This is a genomic window from Geodermatophilus obscurus DSM 43160, assembly GCF_000025345.1.
In the GTDB taxonomy this organism is placed as follows: domain Bacteria; phylum Actinomycetota; class Actinomycetes; order Mycobacteriales; family Geodermatophilaceae; genus Geodermatophilus; species Geodermatophilus obscurus.
The window spans coordinates 4,574,855-4,600,463 of sequence record NC_013757.1 but is presented as its reverse complement, the minus strand read 5'-3'; the positions used below and the strand labels follow the sequence as shown (position 1 = coordinate 4,600,463).

General features: G+C 75.2%; 18 protein-coding genes and 1 pseudogene. 14 read left to right on the top strand and 5 right to left on the bottom strand.

Annotated elements, in window-relative coordinates; genetic code table 11:
- Positions 1-88: 88 nt before the first annotated feature.
- The 3 genes from GOBS_RS21385 (at position 89) to GOBS_RS25790 (ending at position 7,066) form a co-directional block, all read left to right on the top strand.
- Positions 89-1,492 (top strand): NAD(P)H-quinone dehydrogenase, encoded by a 1,404-nt coding sequence (locus GOBS_RS21385; RefSeq protein ID WP_012950351.1) that lies wholly within the window; start codon positions 89-91, stop codon positions 1,490-1,492.
- Between the two features lie 290 nt (positions 1,493-1,782).
- Positions 1,783-3,723, top strand: coding sequence for a zinc metalloprotease (locus GOBS_RS29030; protein ID WP_012950350.1), 1,941 nt, complete (start codon positions 1,783-1,785; stop codon positions 3,721-3,723).
- Entirely contained in the window at positions 3,605-7,066 is a 3,462-nt protein-coding gene (locus tag GOBS_RS25790) for a hypothetical protein (protein ID WP_049788442.1), read from the top strand. Before GOBS_RS29030 ends, GOBS_RS25790 begins: the two co-directional genes overlap by 119 nt.
- A gap of 85 nt (positions 7,067-7,151) precedes the next feature.
- Here GOBS_RS25790 and GOBS_RS21370 read toward each other — a convergent pair whose 3' ends face one another.
- The 4 genes from GOBS_RS21370 to GOBS_RS21355 are packed head-to-tail and all read right to left on the bottom strand — an operon-like array spanning position 7,152 to position 11,402.
- Positions 7,152-8,906, bottom strand: a complete 1,755-nt coding sequence (locus tag GOBS_RS21370) for an acetyl/propionyl/methylcrotonyl-CoA carboxylase subunit alpha (RefSeq protein WP_012950348.1) — start codon at positions 8,904-8,906, stop codon at positions 7,152-7,154.
- Positions 8,907-8,965: 59 nt separating this feature from the next.
- Positions 8,966-9,574 carry a Maf family protein gene (locus GOBS_RS21365; protein ID WP_012950347.1) on the bottom strand — a complete coding sequence of 203 codons (609 nt, stop codon included), beginning with the start codon at positions 9,572-9,574 and terminating at the stop codon, positions 8,966-8,968.
- The gene (locus tag GOBS_RS21360) at positions 9,571-9,780 is read right to left on the bottom strand and encodes an acyl-CoA carboxylase subunit epsilon (RefSeq protein WP_012950346.1); all 210 of its coding nucleotides are present in this window, start codon (positions 9,778-9,780) and stop codon (positions 9,571-9,573) included. Before GOBS_RS21360 ends, GOBS_RS21365 begins: the two co-directional genes overlap by 4 nt.
- On the bottom strand, positions 9,777-11,402 hold the full coding sequence (locus GOBS_RS21355) for an acyl-CoA carboxylase subunit beta (protein ID WP_012950345.1): 1,626 nt from the start codon (positions 11,400-11,402) through the stop codon (positions 9,777-9,779). The genes GOBS_RS21360 and GOBS_RS21355 overlap by 4 nt, the downstream gene beginning before the upstream one ends.
- A gap of 169 nt (positions 11,403-11,571) precedes the next feature.
- On the opposite strand from GOBS_RS21355, the gene GOBS_RS21350 reads away from it, so the two are divergent.
- The 5 genes from GOBS_RS21350 (at position 11,572) to GOBS_RS21330 (ending at position 18,884) form a co-directional block, all read left to right on the top strand.
- Entirely contained in the window at positions 11,572-12,411 is an 840-nt protein-coding gene (locus GOBS_RS21350; RefSeq protein WP_012950344.1) for a biotin--[acetyl-CoA-carboxylase] ligase, read from the top strand.
- Between the two features lie 31 nt (positions 12,412-12,442).
- Complete coding sequence (locus tag GOBS_RS21345; protein WP_012950343.1) at positions 12,443-13,072, top strand: PH domain-containing protein; 630 nt, start codon at positions 12,443-12,445, stop codon at positions 13,070-13,072.
- 74 nt (positions 13,073-13,146) lie between these two features.
- On the top strand, positions 13,147-14,298 hold the full coding sequence (locus tag GOBS_RS21340; protein WP_012950342.1) for an exonuclease SbcCD subunit D: 1,152 nt from the start codon (positions 13,147-13,149) through the stop codon (positions 14,296-14,298).
- Complete coding sequence (locus GOBS_RS21335; protein WP_012950341.1) at positions 14,295-17,255, top strand: AAA family ATPase; 2,961 nt, start codon at positions 14,295-14,297, stop codon at positions 17,253-17,255. Before GOBS_RS21340 ends, GOBS_RS21335 begins: the two co-directional genes overlap by 4 nt.
- 192 nt (positions 17,256-17,447) lie before the next feature.
- Positions 17,448-18,884 carry an acyltransferase family protein gene (locus GOBS_RS21330; protein WP_012950340.1) on the top strand — a complete coding sequence of 479 codons (1,437 nt, stop codon included), beginning with the start codon at positions 17,448-17,450 and terminating at the stop codon, positions 18,882-18,884.
- 48 nt (positions 18,885-18,932) lie between these two features.
- Here GOBS_RS21330 and GOBS_RS21325 read toward each other — a convergent pair whose 3' ends face one another.
- Positions 18,933-19,388 (bottom strand): GtrA family protein, encoded by a 456-nt coding sequence (locus GOBS_RS21325; RefSeq protein ID WP_012950339.1) that lies wholly within the window; start codon positions 19,386-19,388, stop codon positions 18,933-18,935.
- Positions 19,389-19,632: 244 nt separating this feature from the next.
- On the opposite strand from GOBS_RS21325, the gene GOBS_RS21320 reads away from it, so the two are divergent.
- From GOBS_RS21320 to GOBS_RS26605, 6 genes and pseudogenes are all read left to right on the top strand, one after another.
- A complete protein-coding gene (locus tag GOBS_RS21320; protein ID WP_012950338.1) occupies positions 19,633-20,979 on the top strand; it encodes an acyltransferase family protein in 1,347 nt (448 codons plus the stop codon).
- A gap of 37 nt (positions 20,980-21,016) precedes the next feature.
- Positions 21,017-21,754, top strand: coding sequence for an SGNH/GDSL hydrolase family protein (locus GOBS_RS21315; protein WP_081448954.1), 738 nt, complete (start codon positions 21,017-21,019; stop codon positions 21,752-21,754).
- A 32-nt stretch (positions 21,755-21,786) separates the two neighbouring features.
- On the top strand, positions 21,787-22,992 hold the full coding sequence (locus tag GOBS_RS21310) for a 5-(carboxyamino)imidazole ribonucleotide synthase (RefSeq protein ID WP_012950336.1): 1,206 nt from the start codon (positions 21,787-21,789) through the stop codon (positions 22,990-22,992).
- A gap of 26 nt (positions 22,993-23,018) precedes the next feature.
- Complete coding sequence (purE, locus tag GOBS_RS21305) at positions 23,019-23,519, top strand: 5-(carboxyamino)imidazole ribonucleotide mutase (protein WP_012950335.1); 501 nt, start codon at positions 23,019-23,021, stop codon at positions 23,517-23,519.
- 25 nt (positions 23,520-23,544) lie between these two features.
- Positions 23,545-24,702 carry an acyl-CoA dehydrogenase family protein gene (locus tag GOBS_RS21300; protein WP_012950334.1) on the top strand — a complete coding sequence of 386 codons (1,158 nt, stop codon included), beginning with the start codon at positions 23,545-23,547 and terminating at the stop codon, positions 24,700-24,702.
- 153 nt (positions 24,703-24,855) lie between these two features.
- Positions 24,856-25,336, top strand: a pseudogene (locus GOBS_RS26605) (helix-turn-helix domain-containing protein); the annotation flags it as partial.
- Positions 25,337-25,609 lie beyond the last annotated feature (273 nt).

The window sequence follows — 25,609 nt, the reverse complement described above, 5'->3', positions numbered from 1 at the left end:
CCCCTCGGTGGGAGATGGGCCACGTCGTTCCCCGGAACGGGGAGAATGCTGTGCGGCACGTGTCCGCACCGCACCGATAGGACTCCCCATGACCCGCATCGTCATCATCGGCGGTGGCCCCGCCGGCTACGAGGCCGCGCTGGTCGCCGCATCCCTCGGTGCGGAGGTCACCGTGGTCGAGCGCGACGGCGTCGGTGGGGCCAGCGTGCTCACCGACTGCGTCCCCTCCAAGACCTTCATCGCCTCGGCCGGCGTGATGACCAACGTGCGCGACTCGACCGCGCTCGGCGTGCAGGGCTCCGAGCTGGCCACCGTCGGCATCGACCTCCCCGCGGTGAACCAGCGGGTCAAGGGCCTGGCCGTGGCGCAGTCCGCCGACATCCGGGCCCGGCTGGTCGCCGAGGGCGTGCGGGTCCTCCCCGGGCAAGGCCGGCTCTCCGACGAGGTCCGCGGCCTGGCCGAGCACCGGGTGCAGGTGGTGGACGCCGTGGGCGCGGTCAGCGAGACGCTGGAGTGCGACGTCGTCCTCATCGCCACCGGCGCGGACCCCCGGGTGCTGCCCGGCGCCGAGCCCGACCACGAGCGGATCCTCGACTGGCGCGACGTCTACGACATCCAGGAGATGCCCGAGCACCTGGTCGTCGTCGGCTCCGGCGTGACCGGGGCGGAGTTCGCCTCCGGCTACCTGGAGGCCGGCGTCCCGGTGACGCTGGTGTCCTCGCGCGACCGGGTGCTGCCCGGCGAGGACTCCGACGCCGCCGAGGTGCTCGAGGACGTCTTCCAGTCCCGCGGCGGCCGGCTGGAGCGCGGCCGGGCCGCAGGGGTGCGGCGCACCGAGAAGGGGGTCGTCGTCGAGCTCACCGACGGGCGCACCGTCGAGGGCTCGCACGCGCTGATGACCGTCGGCACGGTGCCGAACACCGACGGGCTGAACCTGGAGCGGTGCGGGGTGGAGCTCGCGCCGTCCGGGCACGTCGTCGTCGACCGCGTCTCGCGCACGAGCGTGCCGGGCATCTACGCCGCTGGTGATGTCACCGGCGTCTTCCAGCTGGCGTCGGTCGCGGCGATGCAGGGCCGGATCGCCATGTGGCACGCGCTCGGCGAGGCGGTCACCCCGATCCGGCTCAAGACGGTGTCGGCGAACGTCTTCACCCACCCGGAGATCGCCACGGTCGGCGTGCAGGAGAAGACGCTGCCCGAGGGCGCCGACATCGAGGTCGTGCGGCTGCCGCTGGCGACCAACGCGCGGGCCAAGATGGCGGACCTCCGCGACGGTTTCGTGAAGCTGTTCGCCCGGCAGGCGACTGGCGTGGTCGTCGGTGGGGTCGTCGTGGCCCCCGGGGCGTCGGAGCTCATCCTGCCGATCGCGCTGGCGGTCACGAAGGGGCTGACGGTCACCGACCTGGCGCAGACCTTCGCGATCTACCCGTCGCTGTCCGGGTCGATCACCGAGGCCGGCCGGCGGCTGATGCGGGCCGACGCCCTTGCCTGAGAGAGGACCCCGTCCTCCCCGCCCTTCGGAGAAGGACCCCTCCTCCCGGCTGTTCGGAGAAGGACCCCGTCCTCCTCACCGCTCGCAGGCTCGCGGCGCGCCTCTGGACGGGCCGGCGGGGTCCTGCAGGGGACGAGGGGCCGGGGACGGTGAGGCCACGGGGGCGGCTGGGACGCAGCTGATGGGACGGCGGGGGCGCGGGGGAGTCCTGGGCCGGGTGTGACGGCGGGTTCGACTGGATCCCCGGCGTCCGGTGCCGACGCGCGCGCGGGCTGCCGAGGACAGGGGGGATGCGCCCCCACCGGACCACCCCCGCCCCCCGCCGCCGCCCGCTCCGGGCGCTGGCCGGTGCCGCGACCGCGCTGGCCCTGGCCCTGGCGCTGCCGGCGACGGCAGCCCGGGCCGAGGAGCCGGCGGCGCCGGACACCGTCGTCGGCGAGATCGTGCAGGCCTGGCCCGAGGCCGGTCCGGCCGGCTCGACCGCGGAGGCCGGGTACGCCGAGGCCCCGCTGACCTGGGTGGAGAGCACCACCGGTGAGGCCGTCCGCGTGCCGACCGGGGCGGTGGCCGGCCTGGCGGTCGGCTCCACCGTCCAGCTCACGGTGGGGGAGCACGTCGCCGACGACGCAGCCCAACAGGGCCTCGTGCCCGCCCGCGACGTGCTGGCCGCCGAGCTGCTGCAGGAGGCGCCGGAGGCGCGCGCCGCGCGGGTCGCCGGGTTGACCAACCAGGTCACCGTGGCGATGGCCGTCCCGGCCGGCGGGCAGCGGGACGGCGCGACGCTGAGCCAGCTCGTGGCCGCCGTCGGCGGGCCGGTCGCGGAGTTCTGGGCGGGGGAGACCGACGGCGCCGTCCGGCTGGGCGTGACCGACGCGCACGACTGGGTGCAGACCACCGTCGGGTGCGCGGACCCCACCGCGCTGTGGAACGAGGTCGCCGCCCGCACCGGCTTCGTGCCCGGGCCCGGGCGGCACCTCGTGGTCTACGTCAGCAGCCTGCCGGGGGACCTCCCCGGCTGCTCCTACGCGCTCGGCCAGGTCGGGAGCGGGGTGGGTGCCGGCGGGCGGGTCTACGTCCGCGACGTGCTGCCCTCGGTCATCGCCCACGAGCTGGGCCACAACTTCGGCCTCGGGCACTCCTCGGGGCACCAGTGCGACGGCGCGCTGGAGACCGGTGCCTGCCGCACCGCCCCCTACCGCGACTACTACGACGTCATGGGCGCCTCGTGGCGTGAGGTCGGGTCGCTCAACGCCCCGCAGGCCGCACAGCTGGGCGTGCTGCCCGCCTCGGCCCAGGTGCCGGTCACGGCAACCGGGCCGGCGACGACGGTCACCCTGGCCCCGCTCGCCTCCCGCGCCGGCACCCGGGCGGTGCGCCTGACCGACCCGACGGGCAGCACCTACTGGCTGGAGCTGCGCGCCGCCGTCGGCCGCGACGCCTGGCTCGGCGCGGCCGGCAACCGCTTCGGCCTCGACTCCGGCGTCCTGCTGCACCGCACCGGCCGGATGCCCGACACCGCGCTGCTCCTCGACGGCACACCGTCCACCGCCGCGCGGTGGGACGACGACCTGCAGGCCGCGCTGCCCGTCGGCGTGCCGGTGCCGGTCGCCGGTGGCGCGTTCACCGTCACCGTGGACGCCGTCACCGCGGCCGGGGCGACGCTGACCGTCGTCCCCGCCCCCGGTGCCGCCGTCCCGGTGACCCCGCTGCCCGAGGGCGACCCGACGCCGGAGGTCCTGGCCGCCGCGCCGGGCGTGCCGGCCGCCGCCCCGGCCACCGCGACCGCCGCGACCGCCGCCCCGGCCGACGTCGCGGTCCCGGTCGCGCCGGAGGTCCCCGTCGCCGCGACTCCGGAGGCGCCCGTCGCGCCGGTCGCGGCCGGCGTGCTGCTGACCGAGCCGGTGCCGTCCGCGGTCCGGGGTCGCTTCCCGCGCCGACTGGGCGCCGCCGGTCGCGGCGGTCGCGGGCGTGGGGGTCCTGGTGCTCGCCGGCTGGACCGTCACCCGCAAGCGGGTGGCGCGCGGCCGGGACTGAGCTCCCGCCTCCACTTCCCGGTCCGGCCTGCCGATGAGGGGACCGGCCCCTCGCGCTTGGAGACCCCCCGTGCCACCTGTGCGTTCCCCCCGGCTGCTGGTCCTCGCCGTCGCAGCAGCCGCCGTCCTCCCGGTGCTGGTCGCACCGCCGGCCGCCGCGGAGGAGACCTCCACCAGCGGCGAGACGGTCACCGGTGAGCTCGTCCGGGCCTGGCCCGAGCACGAGGACCCCGAGGAGGCCGCGCACCACGCGGAGGAGGGTCCGCTCACCTGGGTCCGCCGGGACGACGGCGAGGCGGTCCGGGTCGACACCGCGGACGTCGAGGAGATCCCGGTCGGCGCCACCGTCACGGTCACCCTCGGCGAGGAGGTCGCCGGGGACGTCGCCGCCGCCGAGGGGTTGGAGCCGGCGCTCGAGGTGCTCCAGGCCGAGGTCGTCGTTCCGGCACAGGTCGCCCCGGCGGACCCGGCACCGCAGACGACGCCGACCAACGAGGTCACCGTCGTCCTCGTGGCGCCGGCCGGCTCGGTCGAGGACGGGACCCGGCTCGCCGACGTCGTCGACGTGGTCGACACCCAGGTCCGCGACTTCTGGGCCGAGCAGACCGACGGCGCGGTCCGGTTCGACGCCGTTGCCGGGGCGGACGGGTGGGTGCACACGGCCGCCGACTGCACCGACCCCTTCCGGCTCTGGGAGGAGACGGCGGCGACGATCGGCTGGGAGCGCGGACCGGGCAAGCACCTGCTGCTGTACGTCACCAGCACGCCGGAGGAGCTGGACGGCTGTGGCTACGGCCTGGCCGAGATCGGCGCCGGCCCGATGGCGGGCGGCTACGGCTACGTCCGCGACGTCCGGCTGTCGGTCATGGCCCACGAGCTCGGGCACAACCTCGGTCTCGGCCACTCCTCGGCGCTGCAGTGCGATCCCGAGGGCGTGTGCCGCGTGCAGCCGTACTGGGACTGGTACGACGTCATGGGCGTCTCGTGGGAGCAGGTCGGCACGCTGAACCCGGCGCAGGCGGACTGGCTCGGGCTCGCGCCGGCCACCTCGATCGCCGAGATCGCCGCCGGCCAGCCGGCGGCCACCTTCACCCTGTCCGCCGCCTCGCAGCGGTCCGGGACCCGGGCGGTCCTGCTGCGGGACGGTGACCTGCGCTTCTGGCTCGAGTGGCGGCCCCCGACCGGCCGGGACGCCTGGCTGGGCACCACCGCCAACCGTCCGAGGGTGCAGCCCGGTGTGCTGCTGCGCCGGACCTCCTACAGCCCGGACAGCTCCTACCTCTACGACCCGACGCCCTCCCCGCGCTCGACCTGGAACCGCGACCTGCAGACGGCGCTGCCGTTGAACCGGCCGGTCCCCGTGGCCGACGGCCTGTTCACGGTGACCGTGCAGAGCGTGTCGGACACCGGCGTCACCGTGCGCGTCGTGCCCGGGACCAACGCCACCACCGGCGCCATCCAGACCGCCTACCAGCGGCCGGGCGTCGCCGACGACCTCGGGTCGCCCACCGCGCCGCAGACCTGCGGCCTGCCCGGCGGCGGCTGCCGGCGCACCTACGAGGGCGGCGCCATCTACTGGTCCGCGGCGACCGGCGCGCGCGTGGTCACCTCTCCGGTGCTGGAGGAGTACCTGGCCCTCGGCGGGCCGGCGGCGATGGGCTACCCGCTCAAGGACGACGCCGTCCGCTTCTGGCCGACGACGGCCGGGCTGGTCGGCACCTTCCCCGGTGGTGACATCGTCTGGACGCCGGAGTTCGGCGCGCACGTCGTCCGGGGCGCGATCCGGGACCGCTGGCGTGCCGCCATCGACGCGCTCGGCCCACCGACCGCGTCGGAGTCCGCCGTCGCCGGGGGCTACGCGCTGCCCTTCCTCGGCGGGACGGTCTACTGGTCGCCGTCGACCGGGGCGCGGATGGTGCGCGGGGCGATCCTGCAGCGCTACGAGGCCGCCGGGGGGCCGCGGGCGCTGGGCTTCCCGATCGCCGACGACGGCGGCACCGCCGACGGCACCGGTGCGCTCGTCCGGCTGCAGGGCGGGGTCATCTACTGGTCGGCCCGCACCGGCGCGCACGACGTGCGCGGGGCCATCCTGGAGCGCTGGCGGTCGCTGGGCGCGCAGACCGGGGCGCTGGGGTACCCGATCGGGGACGACGTCGCGGTGCCCGGCGGGTGGAAGACCGACTTCGCCGGCGGCTCGATCTACTGGTCGCCGTCGACCGGTCCGCGGATGGTGCGCGGGGCGATCCTGCAGCGCTACGAGGCCGCCGGGGGGCCGCGGGCGCTGGGCTTCCCGATCGCCGACGACGGCGGCACCGCCGACGGCACCGGTGCGCTCGTCCGGCTGCAGGGCGGGGTCATCTACTGGTCGGCCCGCACCGGCGCGCACGACGTGCGCGGGGCCATCCTGGAGCGCTGGCGGTCGCTGGGCGCGCAGACCGGGGCGCTCGGGTACCCGATCGGGGACGACGTCGCGGTGCCCGGCGGGTGGAAGACCGACTTCGCCGGCGGCTCGATCTACTGGTCGCCGTCCACGGGTCCGCGGATGGTGCGCGGCGCGATCCTGCAGCGCTACGAGGCCGCCGGGGGGCCGCGGGCGCTGGGCTTCCCGATCGCCGACGACGGCGGCACCGCCGACGGCACCGGTGCGCTCGTCCGGCTGCAGGGCGGGGTCATCTACTGGTCGGCCCGCACCGGCGCGCACGACGTGCGCGGGGCCATCCTGGAGCGCTGGCGGTCGCTGGGCGCGCAGACCGGGGCGCTGGGGTACCCGATCGGGGACGACGTCGCGGTGCCCGGCGGGTGGAAGACCGACTCCGCCGGCGGCTCGATCTACTGGTCGCCGTCCACGGGTCCGCGGATGGTGCGCGGCGCCATCCTGCAGCGGTACGAGGCCGTCGGCGGGCCGGTGAACGAGGGTTTCCCGGTCAGCGACGACGGCCCGACGGCGAGCGGTCGAGGCGCCTTCGTCGAGCTCCAGCGGGGCGCGATCTACTGGTCGCCCTCGACCGGCGCACACCTCGTGGACGACTACTTCCTCGAGAAGTACAGGGCAACGGGCGCCGAGACGGGCCCGCTGGGCTTCCCGACGGGGCCGATGGAGGGTCCGTTGACGGTCCTCACACCCCACCTGCCTTTCACAGGAGGGCGGCTCTACTGGGTCGCCGGCGGGGGGCGCACCCACATGCTGCGCGGAGCGATCCTCGACAAGTACGTGGCTCTCGGCGGACCGCAGGGGCTCATGTGGCCGTCCACGGAGATCAGGTTGGGCAACCCGGTCAGTGACGACGTCCCCACCGCGACGCGGGACGGCGTGGAGGCACGCTTCGTGGACGGTGACATCGCCTGGTCGGCCGCGACCGGCGCACACGCGATGCGTTCGGCCACCGCCGCTGTCTGGCGGGGGGGTCTCGGCCGGCCCGGTTCGCTGGGCTACCCGACCACGGACTCGGTGCAGCGCGGTGACGGCAGTGGGTGGGACACCGCCTTCCAGCACGGCAGCCTCTTCGAGGCGCGCGACGGGACGGTGACCAGGATCGGCTGAGAGAGGACCCCGTCCTCCTCGGGACGGGGCCGACGAGGGCCCGCCACCGGAAACCGGTGGCGGGCCCTCGTCGGGTGCAGGTGGACTATTCGGCGATCGTGCAGAGGACGGCGCCGCTGGTCACCGAGGCGCCCACCTCGGCGGCCAGGCCGCTGACCGTGCCGGCCTTGTGGGCGGTGATGGGCTGCTCCATCTTCATCGCCTCGAGGACGACGACCAGGTCGCCCTCGGCCACGGTGTCCCCGTCGGAGACCGCGACCTTGACGATCGTGCCCTGCATCGGGCTGGTCAGGGAGTCGCCGGACGCCGCCGACCCGCCGTGCCCGCCGCCGCGCTTGCGCGGCTTCGCCCCGCCGGCCGCGGCCGGGGCCGATCCGCCGGCGGCCAGGCCCGCGGGCAGCGACACCTCGAGCCGGCGACCGCCGACCTCGACGACGACGGTCTGCCGCTCCTCGGGCTCGTCGTGCTCGGCCGGGGCCGCGGAGTACGGCTGGACCTGGTTGTCCCACTCGGTCTCGATCCAGCGGGTGTGCACGGTGAACGGCTCGGTGGTGAAGGCCTCGTCGCGGACCACGGCCCGGTGGAACGGGACGACCGTCGGCATGCCCTCGACGACCAGCTCGTCGAGGGCGCGGCGGGCCCGCTGCAGGGCCTCCTCGCGGGTGGCGCCGGTGACGATGAGCTTGGCCAGCATCGAGTCGAACGCGCCGACGACCTCGCCGCCGGTCTCGACGCCGGAGTCCCAGCGCACGCCGGGCCCCTGCGGGATCTCCAGCCGGGTCACCGGGCCGGGGGCGGGCATGAAGTTGCGGCCGGCGTCCTCGGCGTTGATCCGGAACTCGATGCTGTGCCCGCGCGGGGTCGGGTCCTCGGTGACGTCCAGCGGCAGGCCGTCGGCGATGCGGAACTGCTGGCGGACCAGGTCGAGGCCGCTGGTCTCCTCCGAGACCGGGTGCTCGACCTGCAGCCGGGTGTTGACCTCGAGGAAGGAGATCGACCCGTCGGCGCCGACGAGGTACTCCACGGTGCCGGCGCCGTGGTAGCCGGCCTCCGCGCAGATGGCCTTGGCCGACTCGTGGATGCGCGCCCGCTGCTCGTCGGTGAGGAACGGCGCGGGCGCCTCCTCGACCAGCTTCTGGTTGCGCCGCTGCAGCGAGCAGTCGCGAGTACCGACGACGACGACGTTGCCGTGGGTGTCGGCCAGCACCTGGGCCTCGACGTGCCGCGGCTTGTCCAGGAAGCGCTCGACGAAGCACTCGCCGCGGCCGAACGCCGACACGGCCTCGCGGACGGCGGAGTCGAACAGCTCGGGGATCTCCTCCTTGGTGCGGGCCACCTTCAGCCCGCGACCGCCACCGCCGAACGCGGCCTTGATGGCGACCGGCAGGCCGTGCTCCTCGGCGAACGCGACGACCTCGTCGGCGCCGCCGACCGGGTCCTTGGTGCCGGGCACGAGCGGCGCGCCGGCCTTGGTCGCGATGTGCCGGGCCTGCACCTTGTCGCCGAGGGCGATGATCGCCTCGGGCGACGGGCCGATCCAGGTCAGACCGGCCTCGATGACGGCCCGGGCGAAGTCGGCGTTCTCCGACAGGAAGCCGTAGCCGGGGTGGATCGCGTCGGCCCCGGACCGCTTGGCGGCGTCCAGGATCTTGTCGATCACCAGGTAGGAGTCCCCGGGCGTCGTCCCCCCGAGGGCGAAGGCCTCGTCGGCCGCGCGCACGTGCAGCGCGTCGCGGTCCGGCTCGGCGTAGACGGCCACGCTGGTCAGCCCGGCGTCCTTGCAGGCGCGGGCGACCCGCACGGCGATCTCGCCACGGTTGGCGATCAGGACCTTCTGCACCGGAGTTCTCCCTCGGGTTCGTGCTGCATCCACAGCGGGTGGGGCGGGCGAGCGGAGGCTCAGCGCCGCCAGAGGTCGGTGATCGCCAGCCCGCGCTTGGCGAGCTGGGTGCGCAGCGTGGCCAACGACAGGCCGACGACCGCCGCCGGGTCGCCCTCGACCCGCCGGACGAACGGCGCGCCCAGCCCGTCGAGGGTGAAGGCGCCGGCCACCGCCAGCGGCTCGCCGGTCGCGAGGTAGGCCTCGATCTCCCGCGGCGTGGGGCTGGCGAAGTGGACGACGGTGGACACGACGGCGACGTCCCGGCTGACCACCTGGCCGTCCCGGACGTCGAGGAGCGCCTGGCCGGTGTGCAGCACGCCGCTCCGGCCGCTCATCCGCTGCCAGCGGTCGCGGGCGTCGTGCGCGTCGGCGGGCTTGCCCAGCGGCTTACCGCGGAACTCGAGCAGCGAGTCCGCGCCCACGACCAGCGCGTCGGTCTCCTGCTCGGCGACCGCCTTGGCCTTGGCCGCGGCCAGCAGGGCGACCTGCTCGCCGACCCGCGCCGCCCGCACGGTCGACTCGTCCACCTGGCTCACGACGACCTCGGGCGTCAGCCCGGCCTGGCGCATCAGGGCCAGGCGGGCCGGGGACGCCGAGGCCAGCACCAGCCTGCGGTCCACGCTCATGAGTACCTCGCAGAGGCGCGCCAGCCGCCCGGTCCCGGGTGCAGCGGGCGCCGGTGCGCGTCCCCGAACGACGCCCAGGCCCCCACCGGGGTGGGCCGGCGACGGGTGCGCCGCCGGGACAGCGCGGCGACGACGACGGTGAGGGCGGCGAGCTCCTCGGCGGAGGGTTCGCCCCTGACCACCCGGAGCAGGGGTGTCGTCGTCACAGCGGGATGTTCCCGTGCTTCTTCGGCGGCAGGGTCTGGCGCTTGTTGGCCAGCAGGCGCAGCCCTTTGGTGACCTCGATGCGGGTCTCCGACGGCCGGATCACCTGGTCGACGTACCCGCGGTCGGCCGCGATGTACGGCGACAGCAGCGCGTCCTCGTACTCGGTGATCAGCTCGGCGCGGCGCGCGTCGGCGTCGTCCGCGTCGGCCAGCTCCCGCCGGTACAGGATGTTGACCGCGCCCTGCGCGCCCATGACGGCGATCTGCGAGGTCGGCCAGGCGAGGTTCAGGTCGGCGCCGAGGTGCTTGGAGCCCATGACGTCGTAGGCGCCGCCGTAGGCCTTGCGGGTGATCACGGTGATCTTCGGGACGGTCGCCTCGGCGTAGGCGTAGATCAGCTTCGCGCCGCGGCGGATGATCCCCTCCCACTCCTGGGAGGTGCCGGGCAGGAACCCGGGGACGTCGACGAAGGTCAGCACCGGGACGTTGAACGCGTCGCAGGTGCGCACGAACCGCGCGGCCTTCTCGCTGGCGTCGATGTCCAGCGTGCCGGCGAGCTGGGTGGGCTGGTTGGCCACGATCCCGACCGGCCGTCCATCGACCCGGCCGAAGCCGACGACGATGTTCGGCGCGAACAGCGGCTGCACCTCGAGGAACTCCCCGTCGTCCAGCACGTGCTCGATGACGGTGTGCATGTCGTAAGGGGTGTTGGCCGAGTCGGGGATGAAGGTGTCGAGCTCGCGGTCCTCGTCGGTCACACCGGCGTGCGTGGTGTCGGCCGGGTCGACCTCGAGGGCCGGCAGCGGGTCGAGGTTGTTGCTCGGCAGGTAGGACAGCAGCGCCTTGACGTAGTCCAGCGCGTCCGCCTCGTCCTCGGCGAGGTAGTGCGCGACGCCGGACTTGGTGTTGTGCGTGCGGGCGCCGCCCAGCTCCTCGAGCGTGACGTCCTCGCCGGTCACCGTCTTCACCACGTCGGGGCCGGTGATGAACATCTGGCTGGTCTGGTCGACCATCACGACGAAGTCGGTGAGCGCGGGGGAGTAGACGTGCCCACCGGCCGCGGCACCCATCACCAGCGAGATCTGCGGGATGACGCCGGAGGCGTGCACGTTGCGCCGGAAGATCTCGGCGTAGAGCCCGAGGGCCACCACGCCCTCCTGGATCCGTGCGCCGCCGCCCTCGTTGATCCCGATGATCGGGCAGCCGTTGCGCATGGCCAGGTCGAGGACCTTCACGATCTTCTCGCCGTAGACCTCGCCGAGGCTGCCGCCGAAGACGGTGACGTCCTGGGAGAAGACGCAGACCGGGCGCCCGTCGACGGTCCCGTAGCCGGTGACGACGCCGTCCCCGAAGGGCCGCTTGGACTCCATGCCGAAGGTGGTCGAGCGGTGGCGGGCGAACTCGTCGAGCTCGGTGAACGACCCCGGGTCCAGCAGTGCCTCGATCCGCTCGCGGGCGGTCATCTTCCCCGCGGCGTGCTGCTTCTCCACGGCGCGCTCGGACCCCGCGTGCGTGGCCTCCTGCACGCGACGCTCGAAGTCCGCCAGCTTGCCGGCGGTCGTGTGGATGTCGACGTCGCCCGGGACGGAGTCCCCGGCGCTCTCCAGTTCAGCCGCGCTCACGTGCTCTCCTCGCTGCGCTCGTCGGCGCGTTCGCGCCGCGCTGCTGCGTCCATTGGTGAGCTCGCAAGCTCGCTCACGCATCTCTCCTCGCTGGGGCTGGCCGACGGCGTCCCCGCGCGCCGTGCCCGGGAGTGAGCTCCCTCGCTCACGGGTTCCGTAGCGTAGAAGAGTGCCCGAGACGCTGCCGTCCACCTCCGCCGACCCCTCCCGGGCCCCGCTCGACGGCCGGTCGCTGGCGGCCGCGCTCACTGCCGGGAGCGCCCTGTGGCGCTCGCTGGAGGTGGTACCCGAGATCGGCTCCACGAACGCCGCCCTCCTCGCAGCCGCGGCCGAGGACGCGCCCGAGGGCACGGTCCTGGCGGCCGAGCACCAGGCCGCCGGCCGGGGCCGGCTCGACCGCGTCTGGACCTCTCCACCGGGCGCGGGCCTCACCGTCTCGTTCCTGCTGCGCCCCGACGTGCCGAGCGCCCGCCGGGGGTGGCTGCCGCTGCTCACCGGCGTCGCCCTCGCCGAGGCCGTGGGCGAGGTGCCCGGGGTGCGCGCCTCTCTCAAGTGGCCCAACGACCTGCTCGCCGCCGGCGGCGCCAAGCTGGCCGGCATCCTGGCCGAGGTCGGCAACGGGGCGGTGGTCGTGGGCGTGGGCCTCAACGTCTCCACCCGCGCCGACGAGCTGCCGGAGACCGGTACCTCCCTCGCCCTGGAGGCGGGGCGGCCGGTCGACCGCGCGGCGGTGCTGCTGCAGTTCCTCCGCGGCTTCGAGCGCCGCTACCACCTCTGGGCCCAGGCCCTCGGCGACCCGGTCTCCAGCGGGCTGGCCCGCGACTACCTGGCGTGGTGCTCGACGGTGGGGGTCGACGTCGTCGTCACGCTGCCCGACGGCTCCACGCTCGAGGGGGTCGCCGAGTCGGTCGACTGGGACGGCCGCCTCGTCGTCCGGACGGCGCAGGGCGTGGCTGAGCTGGCCAGTGGGGACGTGCGACACGTGCGCGCACCGGCGCGGGAAGCGTGATACGAGGGTCACCCTCCGTCATCCTGTCCGCGTGCCCTACCCTGACAAGCTGCTCGCCGAGGACGAAGAGGTCGTCCGGCACCTGCACCCGCACTGGCTGACCCTCGCCAGGCCGGTGCTCGTCCTGCTGCTCGTGGTGGGCGGCACCTCCTTCGGCGCGGCCCTGGTGCCCGCCGGCCCGTCCCAGGGCACGGCGCGGACGGTGCTCGCCGGGCTGGCGCTCGTGGTCCTCGTCGTTGCCGTCCTGCGGCCGCTGCTGCGCTGGCGCACCACGCACTACGTGGTCACCACCCACCGTGTGCTGCTGCGCGAGGGCGTCCTGGCCCGCCGGGGCCGCGACATCGCGCTGTCCCGGATCGCCGACGTCTCCTACCGGCAGACGCTGGGCCAGCGGCTGGTCAGCTCCGGCAGGCTCACCATCGAGACGGTCGGCGACGGCGGAGCCACCGTGCTCGAGCGGGTGCCCGACAGCGACGGCGTCCAGCAGCTGCTCGTCCAGCTCGTGGAGGAGGACGCCGACCGGCGCGGCGCGCACCCCTCCGGTGCGGTCGGCCGGGCGGGGGACCGCCGGGACCGGGCCGGCTGGGACGACGACGGCTGGGGCGACGACGGCTGGACCCCCGCCGGCTGGTCGACCGGGCAGCGCACGGCCCGCCTCTGACCGCGGGGGTGTGACGGGCCGCGCACGGCGTGGCTGGACGTTCCTGTCGGTACCCCGACCTACCTTCTGCGCCCATGCGGCTGCTGCACACCTCCGACTGGCACATCGGCCGCACCCTGCACGGGGCCGACCTGCTGCGCGAGCAGGAGGCGGTGCTCTCCGGGCTGGCCGACGTCGTCGTCGCCGAGTCGGTCGACGTGGTGGTCGTCGCCGGCGACGTCTACGACCGCGCGGTGCCCTCCGCCGACGCGACCGGCGTGCTCGACCGGGTGGTCGGCCGGCTGCTGCGGGCCGGCGCGGCCGTCGTCCTCACGCCGGGCAACCACGACTCCGCGCGCCGCCTGGGCACCTTCTCCGGCCTGCTGTCGGCCGCAGGCCTGCACGTGCGCGCCACGACGGCCGGTCTCGACGAGCCGGTGCTGCTGCGCGACGAGCACGGTGAGGTCGCCGTCTACGGGCTGCCCTACCTCGAGCCGGAGCTCGCCCGCCACGAGCTCGGGGTGCCGGGTGCGCGGTCGCACGAGGCGGTGCTCACCGAGGCGATGGAGCGGGTGCGCCGCGACCTGTTCCTGCGCCCCGGCGCCCGCTCGGTCGTGCTGGCGCACGCCTTCGTCGGCGGCGGGGTGCCCAGCGACAGCGAGCGCGACATCTGCGTTGGCGGCGTCGACCTGGTGCCCGCGCCGGTGTTCGACGGGGTCGACTACGTCGCGCTGGGCCACCTGCACCGGCCGCAGACGATCACCCCGCGGCTGCGCTACAGCGGCTCTCCGCTGGCTTACTCCTTCGGCGAGGCCGGGCAGGGGAAGCAGGTGTGGCTGGTCGACCTCGACGCCACCGGGCTGGCCGGCGTCTGTGCGCTGGCCCTGCCCACCCCCCGCCCGCTCACCGTGCTCACCGGCACCCTCGACGAGCTGCTCGCCGATCCGGCCCACGCGCCGGTCGAGGACCACTTCGTCTCGGCGCGGCTGACCGACGACGTGCGACCGTCGGACCCCATGCGCCAGCTGCAGGCCCGCTTCCCGCACTGCGTGCACCTGGAGTGGACCGGCGGCGCCGGCGGGGGAGACGGGCGCAGCTACCAGGAGCGACTGCGCGGCCGCAGCGACCTGGAGGTGGCCGGGGAGTTCGTCACCCACGTGCGCGACGGGGTCGGCGTCAGCGATGCCGAGCGCGAGCTGCTGGTCCGGGCGCTCGGCGCGGCGGCCCGTGAGGAGCTTGCCCGGTGAGGCTGCACTCCCTCTCGATCACCGCCTTCGGGCCGTTCGCCGGCACGGAGACCGTCGACGTCGACGCGGTCGCCCGCGACGGGCTCTTCCTGCTGTGGGGCCCCACCGGCGCGGGCAAGACGACGCTGCTGGACGCCGTCGTCTACGCCCTGTACGGCACCGTGCCGGGAGCGCGCGGCGAGGAGAAGCGGCTGCGCAGCGACCACGCCGACGCCGCCACCCGCACCGAGGTCGCCTGCGAGCTGACCCTCGCCGGCGAGCGGCTGCTCGTCGTCCGCCGGCCCGAGCAGACCCGGCCGAAGAAGCGCGGCGCCGGCGAGACCACCGAGCAGGCCAAGCTCACCGTGCAGCGGTGGGACGGCGCCGCCTGGGAGCCGGTGAGCACCCGCATCGACGAGGGCTCGGAGTACCTGCGGGTGCGGCTGGGCCTGTCCGCCGAGCAGTTCTGCCAGGTGGTGCTGCTGCCCCAGGGCGACTTCGCCCGCTTCCTGCGCGCCGAGCCCGAGGACCGCGCCAGGCTGCTGCGCACCCTCTTCGACGTGGGCCGCTTCGCGCGGGCGGAGGACTGGCTGGCCGCCGAGCGCCGGGCCGCCGAGGAGACGCTGCGCACCGATCGAGAGCGGCTGGGACGGCTGCTCGACCGGGTCGCCCATGCAGCCGACGTCGCGGTGCCCGAGGAGCTGGCGCCCGAGCTGGTCGGCGCCCGGCCCGGCGCGTCGGTGAACGCCTGGGTCGCCGCCGTGCGCAGCCGGGCCGCCGGGGACCTCACCGCTGCCACCGCTGCGGCCGAGGCCGCAGCCGCGGCCAGCGCCCGCCTGGACGGCGAGCTGGCCGAGGCGCGCGGGCTCGCCGACCGGCACGCCCGGCGCGACCGCGCCCGCCAGGAGCTGGCCGAGCTGACCGTCGAGGAGGAGCAGCTGGGCCTGCTGCGGGCCCGCGCCGACGCCGGACGCCGGGCGGAGGCGCTGCGCGACGTCCTGGAGTCCGCCGGCCGCACCGCGCTGGCCGCAGAGGCCGCCGCCACCGCCCTGGCGGCCGCGCGCGCTGCCTGGGCCGAGGTCGCCGACGGCCGCGACGCCGACGCGCTCACCGCCCGGGAGCTGCGCGACGAGGCCGCCGCGGCTCGGGCGCTGGCGCCCGAGGCCGACCGCGCGGCCGGGCTGGCCCGCGAGCTCGGCCGGCTGGGCCGGGTTGTCGAGGCGCTCACCGCCCGCTGCGAGGAGGGGGTGCGCACCGCGGCGAGCTGGCCCGGACGCGTCGCCGAGGCGCAGCGCCGGCTCGACGCCGCCTCGGCCGCCGCCGTGCGGCTGCCGGGCCTCACCGCGGCCGCCGACGCCGCCCGCACGGCGCTCGACGCCGCGCACCGCGCCGAGCGGGTCGCCGCCCACCTGGCCGCCGCCCGGGAGACCGCGGAGGCCGCGCGCACCGCGTGGGTCGACGCCCGCGAGGCCCTCGTCGAGCTGCGCGCGGCACGCCTCGACGGCATGGCCGCCGAGCTCGCGGCGGGTCTGGCGCCCGGCGCCGACTGCCCCGTCTGCGGCGCCACCGAGCACCCGCGGCCGGCCGAGCACACCGGCCCGCGCGTCTCCGCCGACGACGAGGAGCGGGCGCGGGCGGTCGTCGACACGGCCGAGGAACGCACCGCCGCCGCCCGCCGCACGGTCGAGGAGCGGGAGCGGGAGCTCGCCGTCCTGCGCGAGCGGGCCGGGGAGCTGCCGGCCGCGGAGCTCGCCGCATGCGCCGAGCAGGCCCGCGCCGAGCGCGCCGAGGTCGCCGCGCTCGCCGGGGACGTCGACGCCGCCCGGCGCGAGCTTGCCGACCGGGAGGCCGGCCGGGACGCCGCGACGACGAGGCTGGCCGCCGACCGCGAGGAGCTGCAGCGGCGCACCGCGGAGCGGGACGGCCGCGCAGACGCCCTCACCGAGCTCACCGCGCGGCTCGACGCCGCCCGCGGGGCGGACACCGACCTGCCCGCGCGGGTCCGGCGGCTGACCCGGACCGCGGAGCGCTGCGAGGCCGCGCTGTCCGCCGAGGCCGAGGAGCTGCGGGCCCGCGCTGCCGCCGACGCCGCGCGGGAGGCCGCGGCCCGGCGCGCCACCGCCGCCGGTTTCGCCGACCTGGTCGACGCCGCGGACGCGCTGCTCGACGCGGGGGAGCTGGCCCGCCTCGAGCGGCGGCTGCGGCAGCACGACGAGGCCAGGTCGGTCGCCGCGGCCACGCTCGCCGACCCGGAGCTGACCGACCTGCCCGCCCGGCCGGACGTCCCGGCCCTCCAGCAGCGCTGCGCGCAGCTCACCGCCCACCGGGAGGAGGCGGTCGCCCGGCTGGAGCAGGCCCGGCGCTGCGCCGGGGCCCTGGACGCGCTGGCCGGCGAGGTCGTCTCCGCGGAGGTCGAGCTCGCCGAGCGCCGCGCGTGGGCCGGGCGGGTCGCGGGCCTGGCCGACCTGGTCAACGGCCGCGGCGCCAACACGCTGCGGATGCGGTTGCAGTCCTTCGTGCTGGCCGCCCGGCTCGAGCAGGTCGCCGAGGTCGCCAGCCGGCGGCTGCAGGAGATGTCCGGCGGCCGCTACACCTTCCTGCACAGCGACGCCCAGGCCCGGCACGGCGCCCGCGGCGGCCTGGGCCTGGACGTCTTCGACGAGTACACCGGCACACGGCGTCCCACCAAGACGCTCTCCGGCGGGGAGAGCTTCATGGCGTCGCTGGCGCTGGCACTCGGACTCGCCGACGTCGTCACCGCCGAGGCCGGCGGCATCCAGATGGACACGCTCTTCGTCGACGAGGGGTTCGGCACCCTCGACGCGCTGGCCCTCGACGCGGTGATGAACGTGCTCGACGAGCTGCGCCGCGGCGGCCGGACGGTCGGCGTCATCAGCCACCTGGAGGAGCTGCGCACCCGGATCCCCACCCGGTTGGAGGTCGTCGCCGGGCGGCACGGGTCCCGTCTGGCCGGCTGAGCCGCCCACGCCGGCGGGCCGGGTGGTGCTGTCGGGGTCGGTGTGACGGAGGGGCACGACTCCTGGCAGGTGTTGCCCCAACGGCTGCAGGTTTCGGTGCCTTTCGAGTCAACACCCGTGCGCGGAGCGTCACTAGCGTCCAGGGAGTCCACAGGTCCGGAGCACGCCTCCACGCCTTTCCGGGAGACGCCGATGTCTGTCGCAGCACGCACGGTCGCCACCAGTCCGCAGGCGACGGGTGCCGTGCGCCGGTCCCGGTCCGAGATCCGGGCGCTGACCGGGCTGCGCATCGTCGCGGCGATGTGGGTGGTCCTCTTCCACTTCGAGGGCCAGCTCCTCCCCTACGTCGAGCAGTTGCCCGGCGCGCACGCGGTCCTCGGTGCCGGCTGGATCGGCGTGGAACTGTTCTTCGTGCTCAGCGGCTTCGTCATCGCTCGCAGCTACCTGGACGAGTGCGGGCGGCGCTGGTCGACCGCGGGTGCGGCCCGGTTCGTCGCCAACCGGTTCGCCCGGGTGTGGCCGGCCTGGATGGCGGTGACGGTGGTCGCCTGTGCGTGGCTCGTCGTCTGTCCGCGGTTGGGGTTGAACCCCAACATCGTCAGCGGGCACCCGCCGCTGGAGCTCACGACCCTGCTCCGCCAGGTGACCATGACGCAGATGTGGGGCGAGTCCTCGCTCATCGACGTCAGCTACGTCGCGCCCGGCTGGTCGATCAGCGCCGAGTGGCTGGCCTACCTCGCCTTCCCGCTGATGGCCCTGGCGATGCGCTCCTTCCTGCGCGCGCCCGCAGCGGTCAACCTCGTCCTCGCGTCCGCGACGATGTCCCCGCTGGCCCTGACCTCCTTCCTGCACGGCACCGACGACATCGAGATGAACTGGGTGCTGCGCATCTCCTGCAGTTTCGTCGCCGGCATCCTCGCCTCGTGCGCCGTCGCCGACCTGGAGGGCACCGAGCGCGCCGAGCGGTGGGGGCAGCGACTGACCGCCGCCGGCCTCGTGACCACGGCGGTCGTCCTGCTGTGGGCCAACTGGCGGCACGGTCAGGACCTCGCGGGAGGCGGTGAGGCCGGCAAGTACGCCGCCGTGGCGGTGCTGTGCTGGCCGGTGCTCATCGCCGGGCTGGCCCTGACCGACGGTGGCCCGGCGCGGTTCCTGTCGCGAGACGCCATGGTCTACGGCGGCCGCATCTCCTACTGCCTCTACCTCGTGCACTGGGTCGTGCGGGACGTCGGCATGTCCGTGCTGGGTCGAGACCCGGACGCCCCCGGCCGAGGGGCGTACACGCCGGGAGGTGCACTGGTCGTGCCCGTCCTCGTCGTCGTGTGCCTCGTGCTGGCCGCTGGGCTCTACCACGGGGTCGAGGAGCCGGCCCGTCGTCGGCTGGTCCGCCTCTGGGGCGGCCGCCGTGCTGTCGAGACCGCTCCCGCGGCGGTGTCGCCACAGTCGCCGACCGGCGCAGCCCCCACTGGGGAGGCGACCGCACGCCGGCTGACACCGCCGCTCACCGCGTCCGGCCGGCCGTGGCCGCTGACCGCGCCTCCGCAGTCGCGGACGGAGGCCTCACGCGGCCTGCCCGCGGACGCTGTCCTGGCCGCCGGGGACGGGCGGGGCCCCCGCCCGCGCGGCTGAGACCCGGCCGCACCGCCGGGTCCCGGCGACGACAGGTCCGGCGAGGGATCAGGCGGCGGCGTCGGTGGCGGGGAAGACCCAGCGCCGGTACATCAGGTAGCGCACGACGGTGCCGACGGCGATGGACACCAGGTTGGCGCCCTGCAGGGCCCACGCGCTGGTCAGGTCGAGGCCGTACCGGGCGAACGCGACGATCCCCAGCCCCAGCAGCAGCGTCAGGCCGTTGATGGCCAGGAACATCGGGTACTCGCGCTTGAACCCGGTGCGGGCCCGGTGCGCGAACGACCAGTGACGGTGGCCGAAGAAGGCCACGGTCATCGCCACGACGGTCGCCACCGCCTTGGCCATGACTGCGCCGCTGCCCAGATGCCCGTAGAGCAGCTGGAACAGCCCGACCTCGATCACGAAGCCGATCCCGCCGACGACCCCGAACGCCCCGAGGTGCCGGACGACGGACCACAGGGAACGGCTGCGGGGCTGCGTGGGCGCGGGGACGGCAGTCACGAAGGGCCAGGGTACGCGTCGGCGGCACCCCCCCACCGGGCGACGACCGCCGACCCCCGTGCAAAGCGGACCGCAGCACGCCCCGACCGGTGCCCAGCAGGCACGCGGAGCGGGAGCGACTCGTCAGGTGTTGCCAGATCGGCCCGGGGACTCTGGTGCGTCGTCGACTCAAGACCGTCTCGCTCGCGAGTTACGTTCTGTCACGAGACGCAATCGCTTCGTGATCCAAGCAGGGGAGGGCCGCGTGTCCACACGAGCCCAGGGAACCGGGACCGACGGCGGGCAGTCGGCCGGGTCGGGGGAGATCCGGTCGCTGACCGGGCTGCGGGCGGTCGCGGCCGTCTGGGTGGTCGTCTACCACTTCCAGTTCACGCCGGGGGTCGGCTACGACGGCTACTGGGAACCGCTCCGGCCGGTCATCCGGGCCGGTGCCACCGGCGTGGACCTGTTCTTCGTCCTCAGCGGCTTCGTGATCACGCTGACCTACCTCGAGCGCGTCGGCCGCACGCCCTCGGTGCGCGAGGCGGGGAGCTTCCTGTGGGCGCGGGTGTGCCGGATCTGGCCGGTGTACGCGCTGGTCACCGTCGTCTACGGCGGGTGGTTGCTGGTCAAGGCCGCCCGGGTGACCGACGGGGTCGTCGCCTACCAGGTGCAGCAGCCGGTGCTCGACGTCTGGAACTTCCTGCTCCAGTTCACGATGGTCCAGCTGTGGTGGCACCCGGCCTCCGGCGGCGAGTCCTGGATGGGCTCGGCCTGGTCGATCAGCGCCGAGTGGCTGGCCTACGTCGCGTTCCCCCTGGTCGCGCTGTTGCTCTGGCGCATCCGCAACGCGCCGCTGGTGCTGCTCGGCGCCACCGCCGTCCTGCTGATGGTGCCGCTGGGCTACACCACCTACGTCCACGGCGGGCCGGTCATCGCCTGGTCCTGGCTGCTGCGCATCGGCGCGGCGTTCCTGGCCGGCGCCCTGACCTGTCTGGTGGTCCGGCGGGTGCGCCGGACGCCGCGCGTGGAGCAAGCGGCCGCCACCTGGGCCCTGGCCAGCGTCGGCGCCGTCGCCGTCGGCCTGTGGTGGGGCGACTGGCGGGGGATCGACAACGACCACTCGGCGTTCGGCGGCATCGTCGTCGTCTTCTTCCCGGTGCTCGTCGGTGCGCTCGCCCTCTCCCGCACCGGCCTGAGCGCCCTGCTGTCCCGGGAGCCGGTGGTGCACGGCGGCCGGATCTCCTTCGGCCTGTACCTGGTCCACATCCCGGTGTTCGAGGTCTTTTGGACCCTCATGGACTGGTGGCCCCGGATCGCCGTCGGCACCTCGCTGTGGGCCCTGCTGCTCGCCCCCGTGCTCCTCTCGACGTTCGTCCTCGCGCACCTGGCCCACCGGTTCGTCGAGGAGCCGGCGCGCGAGCGGCTGCGTCGGGCCGTCCCGGCGCGCCGTCCGGCCGCGGATGCGGCGCCGGCGGCGCAGCCGCGGGTCGCCGTCCGGGCCGGGCGGCCGCTGACGCCGGCCACCGCGGCCCTGCTGGCCGGGCGCAGCGCCGGCGTCCCGCGGGTGGAGGCCGTCCCCGTGCCGGCGCAGCGGCCGCGCAGCGCCTGACCGTGCGGGCGAGCCGCCGCTCCGGACCTCACGTCCGGTGACCGAGACTCGCGTCATGGCGCGGTTCCTCCCTCGACGGGCACTGGTGCGGACGGCGGTGACCGCCTTCCTGCTGGCCGCCGTGGCCGGCTGCAGCCCGGCGGCGGACGACGCCGCGCCGGCCGCCCCGACGTCCGCGCTGCCCAGCGGTCCGGTGCCCGCGACGTCCGACCCCGCGACGCCGCGCACCTTCCTCGCCGTCGGCGACTCGATCACCGCGGGCGCCACGGACGTGGCCCAGCCGCTCGTCGGGGACCGGGTGCAGGGGGGTGCCTCCTGGTTGCCCGCCGCGGAGCAGGAGAGCGGCTGGAACCTCGTGGACGGCTGGGCGGTCCCGGGGGCCACCACCGCCGACATGCTGGCCGGGGTGGAGCCCACCGACTGGACGGCCGACGTGCTGGTCGTGATGGCCGGCACCAACGACCTGGCCCGGGGGCTGCCGTGGGAGGAGTCGGCGGCGCACCTCGAGGGCATCGTCGCGGCCGGCGGCGCACCGACCACCGTGGTCGTCGCCATCGCGCCCAGCGACCCCCGCCCCGCGGCCCGCAACGGCTACAACGCCGCGCTCGCGGGGCTGGCGGGCGGCAACGGCTGGACGTACCTGGACCCGTGGGGTGAGGTCGACGCCGGCGGTTCGTTCGCCCCCGGCGCGTCGCCGGACGGCGTCCACCCGACCCCTGCCGTGGCCGCCGACGTGGGCAGCCGCATCGGCCGGTCGCTGGCCGCGCTCGACTGAGCCCCGGGCGGCCCCCTCTACGCTGGGCCCCCGTGGCCACCCCCGTCGACCCGCGCACCGGACTCCCCGTCGTCGCGATGGTCGGCGGCGGCCAGCTCGCCCGGATGACCCACCAGGCGGCGATCGCGCTCGGCCAGTCGCTGCGGGTGCTCTCCACCGGCCCGGACGAGTCGGCCGCGCTGGTGGCTGCCGACGTCCGGCTCGGCGACCACCGCGACCTCGACGCCCTGCTCGCCGTCGCCGACGGGGCCACCGTGGTCACCTTCGACCACGAGCACGTCCCGACCGAGCACCTGCGCGCCCTCGAGGCGGCCGGGCACCGGGTCGCACCCGGCTCCGACGCGCTGGTGCACGCGCAGGACAAGCTGGTGCTGCGCCGGGCGCTGGCCGCCGCCGGCGAGCCGCAGCCGGTCTGGGCCGAGGTCGCCTCCGTCGACGAGGTCGCCGCCTTCGGCGACCGGCACGGCTGGCCGGTGGTCGTCAAGACGCCGCGCGGCGGCTACGACGGGCGCGGGGTGTTCGTCGTCGACGGCGCGGACGACGTCGCGGAACTCTTCACCGGGTACGACGTCCTGCTGGCCGAGCAGCGGGTCCCCATGGTCAGGGAGCTCTCCGCGCTGGTCGCCCGCTCACCCTTCGGCCAGGTCGCCGTCTGGCCGGTGGTCGAGACCGTGCAGCGCGACGGCATCAACACCGAGGTGCTCGCGCCGGCGCCCGGGCTGGACGAGGACACCGCGACCGCCGCCCAGGAGCTCGCGGTGCGGGTGGCCGACCGGGTCGGCGTCGTCGGGGTCATGGCCGTCGAGCTCTTCCAGACGGCGGACGGCGTCCTGGTCAACGAGCTCGCGATGCGGCCGCACAACTCCGGGCACTGGACCATCGAGGGCTCGCGCACCAGCCAGTTCGAGCAGCACCTGCGCGCCGTCCTCGACTACCCGCTGGGCGCCACCGGGATGGCCGCGCCGGTCGTCGTGATGGCCAACGTGCTCGGCGGGCGCGCGGCCGAGGAGGGCTGGACCGGCCCGTCGCTCGACGAGCGGGTCCACCACCTCATGGCGCACTGGCCCGACGTCAAGCTGCACTGGTACGGCAAGGGGCAGCGCCCCGGGCGCAAGCTCGGCCACGTCACGGCCCTGGGTGCCGACCTCGACGAGGTCCGCGCCCGCGCCACCGCGGCCGCCCGCTACCTGGCCGACGGCGAGGTCGACCCGGCGTTCGCCTTCCCGACCGAGCACTGAGACCGACCGAGCAGCGAGGAGCCCGCGTGGACCCGATCGTCGGCATCGTCATGGGCAGCGACTCCGACTGGCCGGTGATGGAGCCCGCCGCAGCCGCGCTGGCCGAGTTCGGCGTCCCGTACGAGGCGCACGTGGTCTCCGCGCACCGCACGCCCCGCCGGATGCTCGAGTACGCCGAGACCGCCGCCGGCCGGGGGCTGCGGGTCGTCATCGCCGGCGCCGGGGGAGCCGCCCACCTGCCCGGGATGGTCGCCGCGGCCACGCCGCTGCCGGTGATCGGCGTCCCCCGGCCGCTGGACCGCCTCGACGGGCTGGACAGCCTGCTGTCGATCGTGCAGATGCCGGCCGGGGTGCCGGTCGCGACGGTCTCCATAGGCGGGGGACGCAACGCCGGGCTGCTCGCGGTGCGCATCCTCGCCGCCGCCGACCCGGAGCTGCGGGCCGCCGTCGAGCGCTTCCAGGCCGACCTCGCCGAGTCCGTGGGAGCACGTGACGCCACGCTGCAGGAGCGGCTTGCTTCCTCCTGATACGAGGGCGTCCTACGATCTACCCGTGGGTAACAACGCTGCGGGGCTGTACGCCCTGACCGAGGAGCACGAGGCGATCCGCGAGGCGGTCCGCGACATCGCGGAGCGGGAGATCGCCCCCTACGCCGCCGAGGTCGACGCCGACTCGCGCTTCCCGGTCGAGGCGCAGAAGGCGCTCACCGCGGCCGGCTTCCACGCCACCCACATCCCCGAGGCATACGGCGGCGAGGGCGCGGACGCGATCGCGACCTGCATCGTCATCGAGGAGGTCGCCCGGGTCGACGCCAGTGCCTCGCTGATCCCCGCGGTCAACAAGCTCGGCTCGATGCCGGTGATCCTGGCCGGCAGCGAGGACCTCAAGCAGCGGGTGCTGCGGCCGATCGCCGCAGGCGAGGCGATGATCAGCTACGGGCTCTCCGAGCGCGAGGCGGGCTCCGACGCCGCCGCGATGCGGACCCGCGCCCGGCTCGACGGCGACAGCTGGGTGCTCAACGGCACCAAGGCCTGGATCACCAACTCCGGCATCTCCGAGTGGTACACCGTCATGGCCGTCACCGACCCGGAGAAGGGTGCCAACGGCATCTCAGCCTTCGCCGTCCACCGGGACGACCCCGGTTTCGCGGTCGGCCCCAAGGAACGCAAGATGGGCATCAAGGGCTCGCCCACCTGCGAGCTCTACTTCACGGACTGCACCATCCCGGCCGACCGGATCGTCGGCGAGCCCGGCACCGGCTTCAAGACCGCGCTGCGGACGCTGGACTTCACCCGACCGACGATCGGTGCGCAGGCCGTGGGCATCGCGCAGGGCGCCCTCGACGCCGCGGTCGCCTACGTCAGGGAGCGGAAGCAGTTCGGCAAGGCCGTCGCGGAGTTCCAGGGCGTGCAGTTCATGCTCGCCGACATGGAGATGCGGATCGAGGCGGCCCGCCACCTGGTCTACGTCGCTGCGGCCGCCGGCGAGCAGGGCCACCCCGACGTGACCCGGGTCTCGGCCTCGGCCAAGGCGTTCGCCTCCGACGTCGCCATGCAGGTCACCACCGACGCCGTCCAGCTCTTCGGCGGCGCGGGGTACACGCAGGACTTCCCGGTGGAGCGGATGATGCGCGACGCCAAGATCACCCAGATCTACGAGGGCACCAACCAGATCCAGCGCATGGTGATCGCACGGAGCCTCCTGCGATAGGGCGTCGACCTACGTTGCCGCAGGTCACGACCATGACAGGACCCTCCTGGGTGTACCGAGCCAGGACGTTGGTAGCGGCGTGAGGGGTTGAGCGAGGGAGGACCTCCGAGTGGGCATGGCTCGTCGAAGGCCCACATCCACCCGGAGGTCCTCGTGGCCCACGCTGACGCCCGCACGACCGTTCATGGCCAGAAGCTGATCGTCGCCAGGTATATGGCAGGCTGGCGGCACGCGCACATCGCCGCAGCGATGGGGATCTCGCGTAGGTGCGTGCGCACCTGGATCACCCGCTACCAAGCCGAGGGCGAGGCCGGGCTGGTGTGCGAGCCAGCCGCCCGCACACCAGCCCGCGGCGCACGTCAGTCCAGCTGGAGGACCGCATCGTGGAGTTGCGCCGCCGGGAGCGTCGGGGCCCGGCCTGGATCAGCGCCGAGCTGGGCGTGCGGCCCGCACGGTCTCCCGCGTCCTGATCCGTCGCGGGGAACCGCCGCTGGCCGCGCTGGACCCGATGACCGGTGCGGTGATCCGTGCCTCCGAGGTGACCGCGGTCCGCTACGAGCGGTCCCGGCCTGGCGTGCTGGTGCACATGGACGTCAAGAAGCCGGCGTCCATCCCCGACGGCGGCTGGCGCGCGGCCGCCGTCCCGCTCAGTGGCTTCAGTGCTCGCGGGGCCCGAGTCGCCAGGGCTGACCTGTGACCAAGGACATGTCCACCTTCCCCTGACGTGAGGGTTAGGTTGTGTCACGGAATCCTTGAGCATCATGGAACCAGGCGTCGGCCACGGGACGCCGGCCGGCAACTACGTCTGTCCGGCGCAGCCAGTCGCCGCTCCTGCTGATCCGACGTCGCACTCGCGCCGGATCTTGGCACCGACCCGGTGCTGCACCGCCGCGCCTTCCGAGGCGCT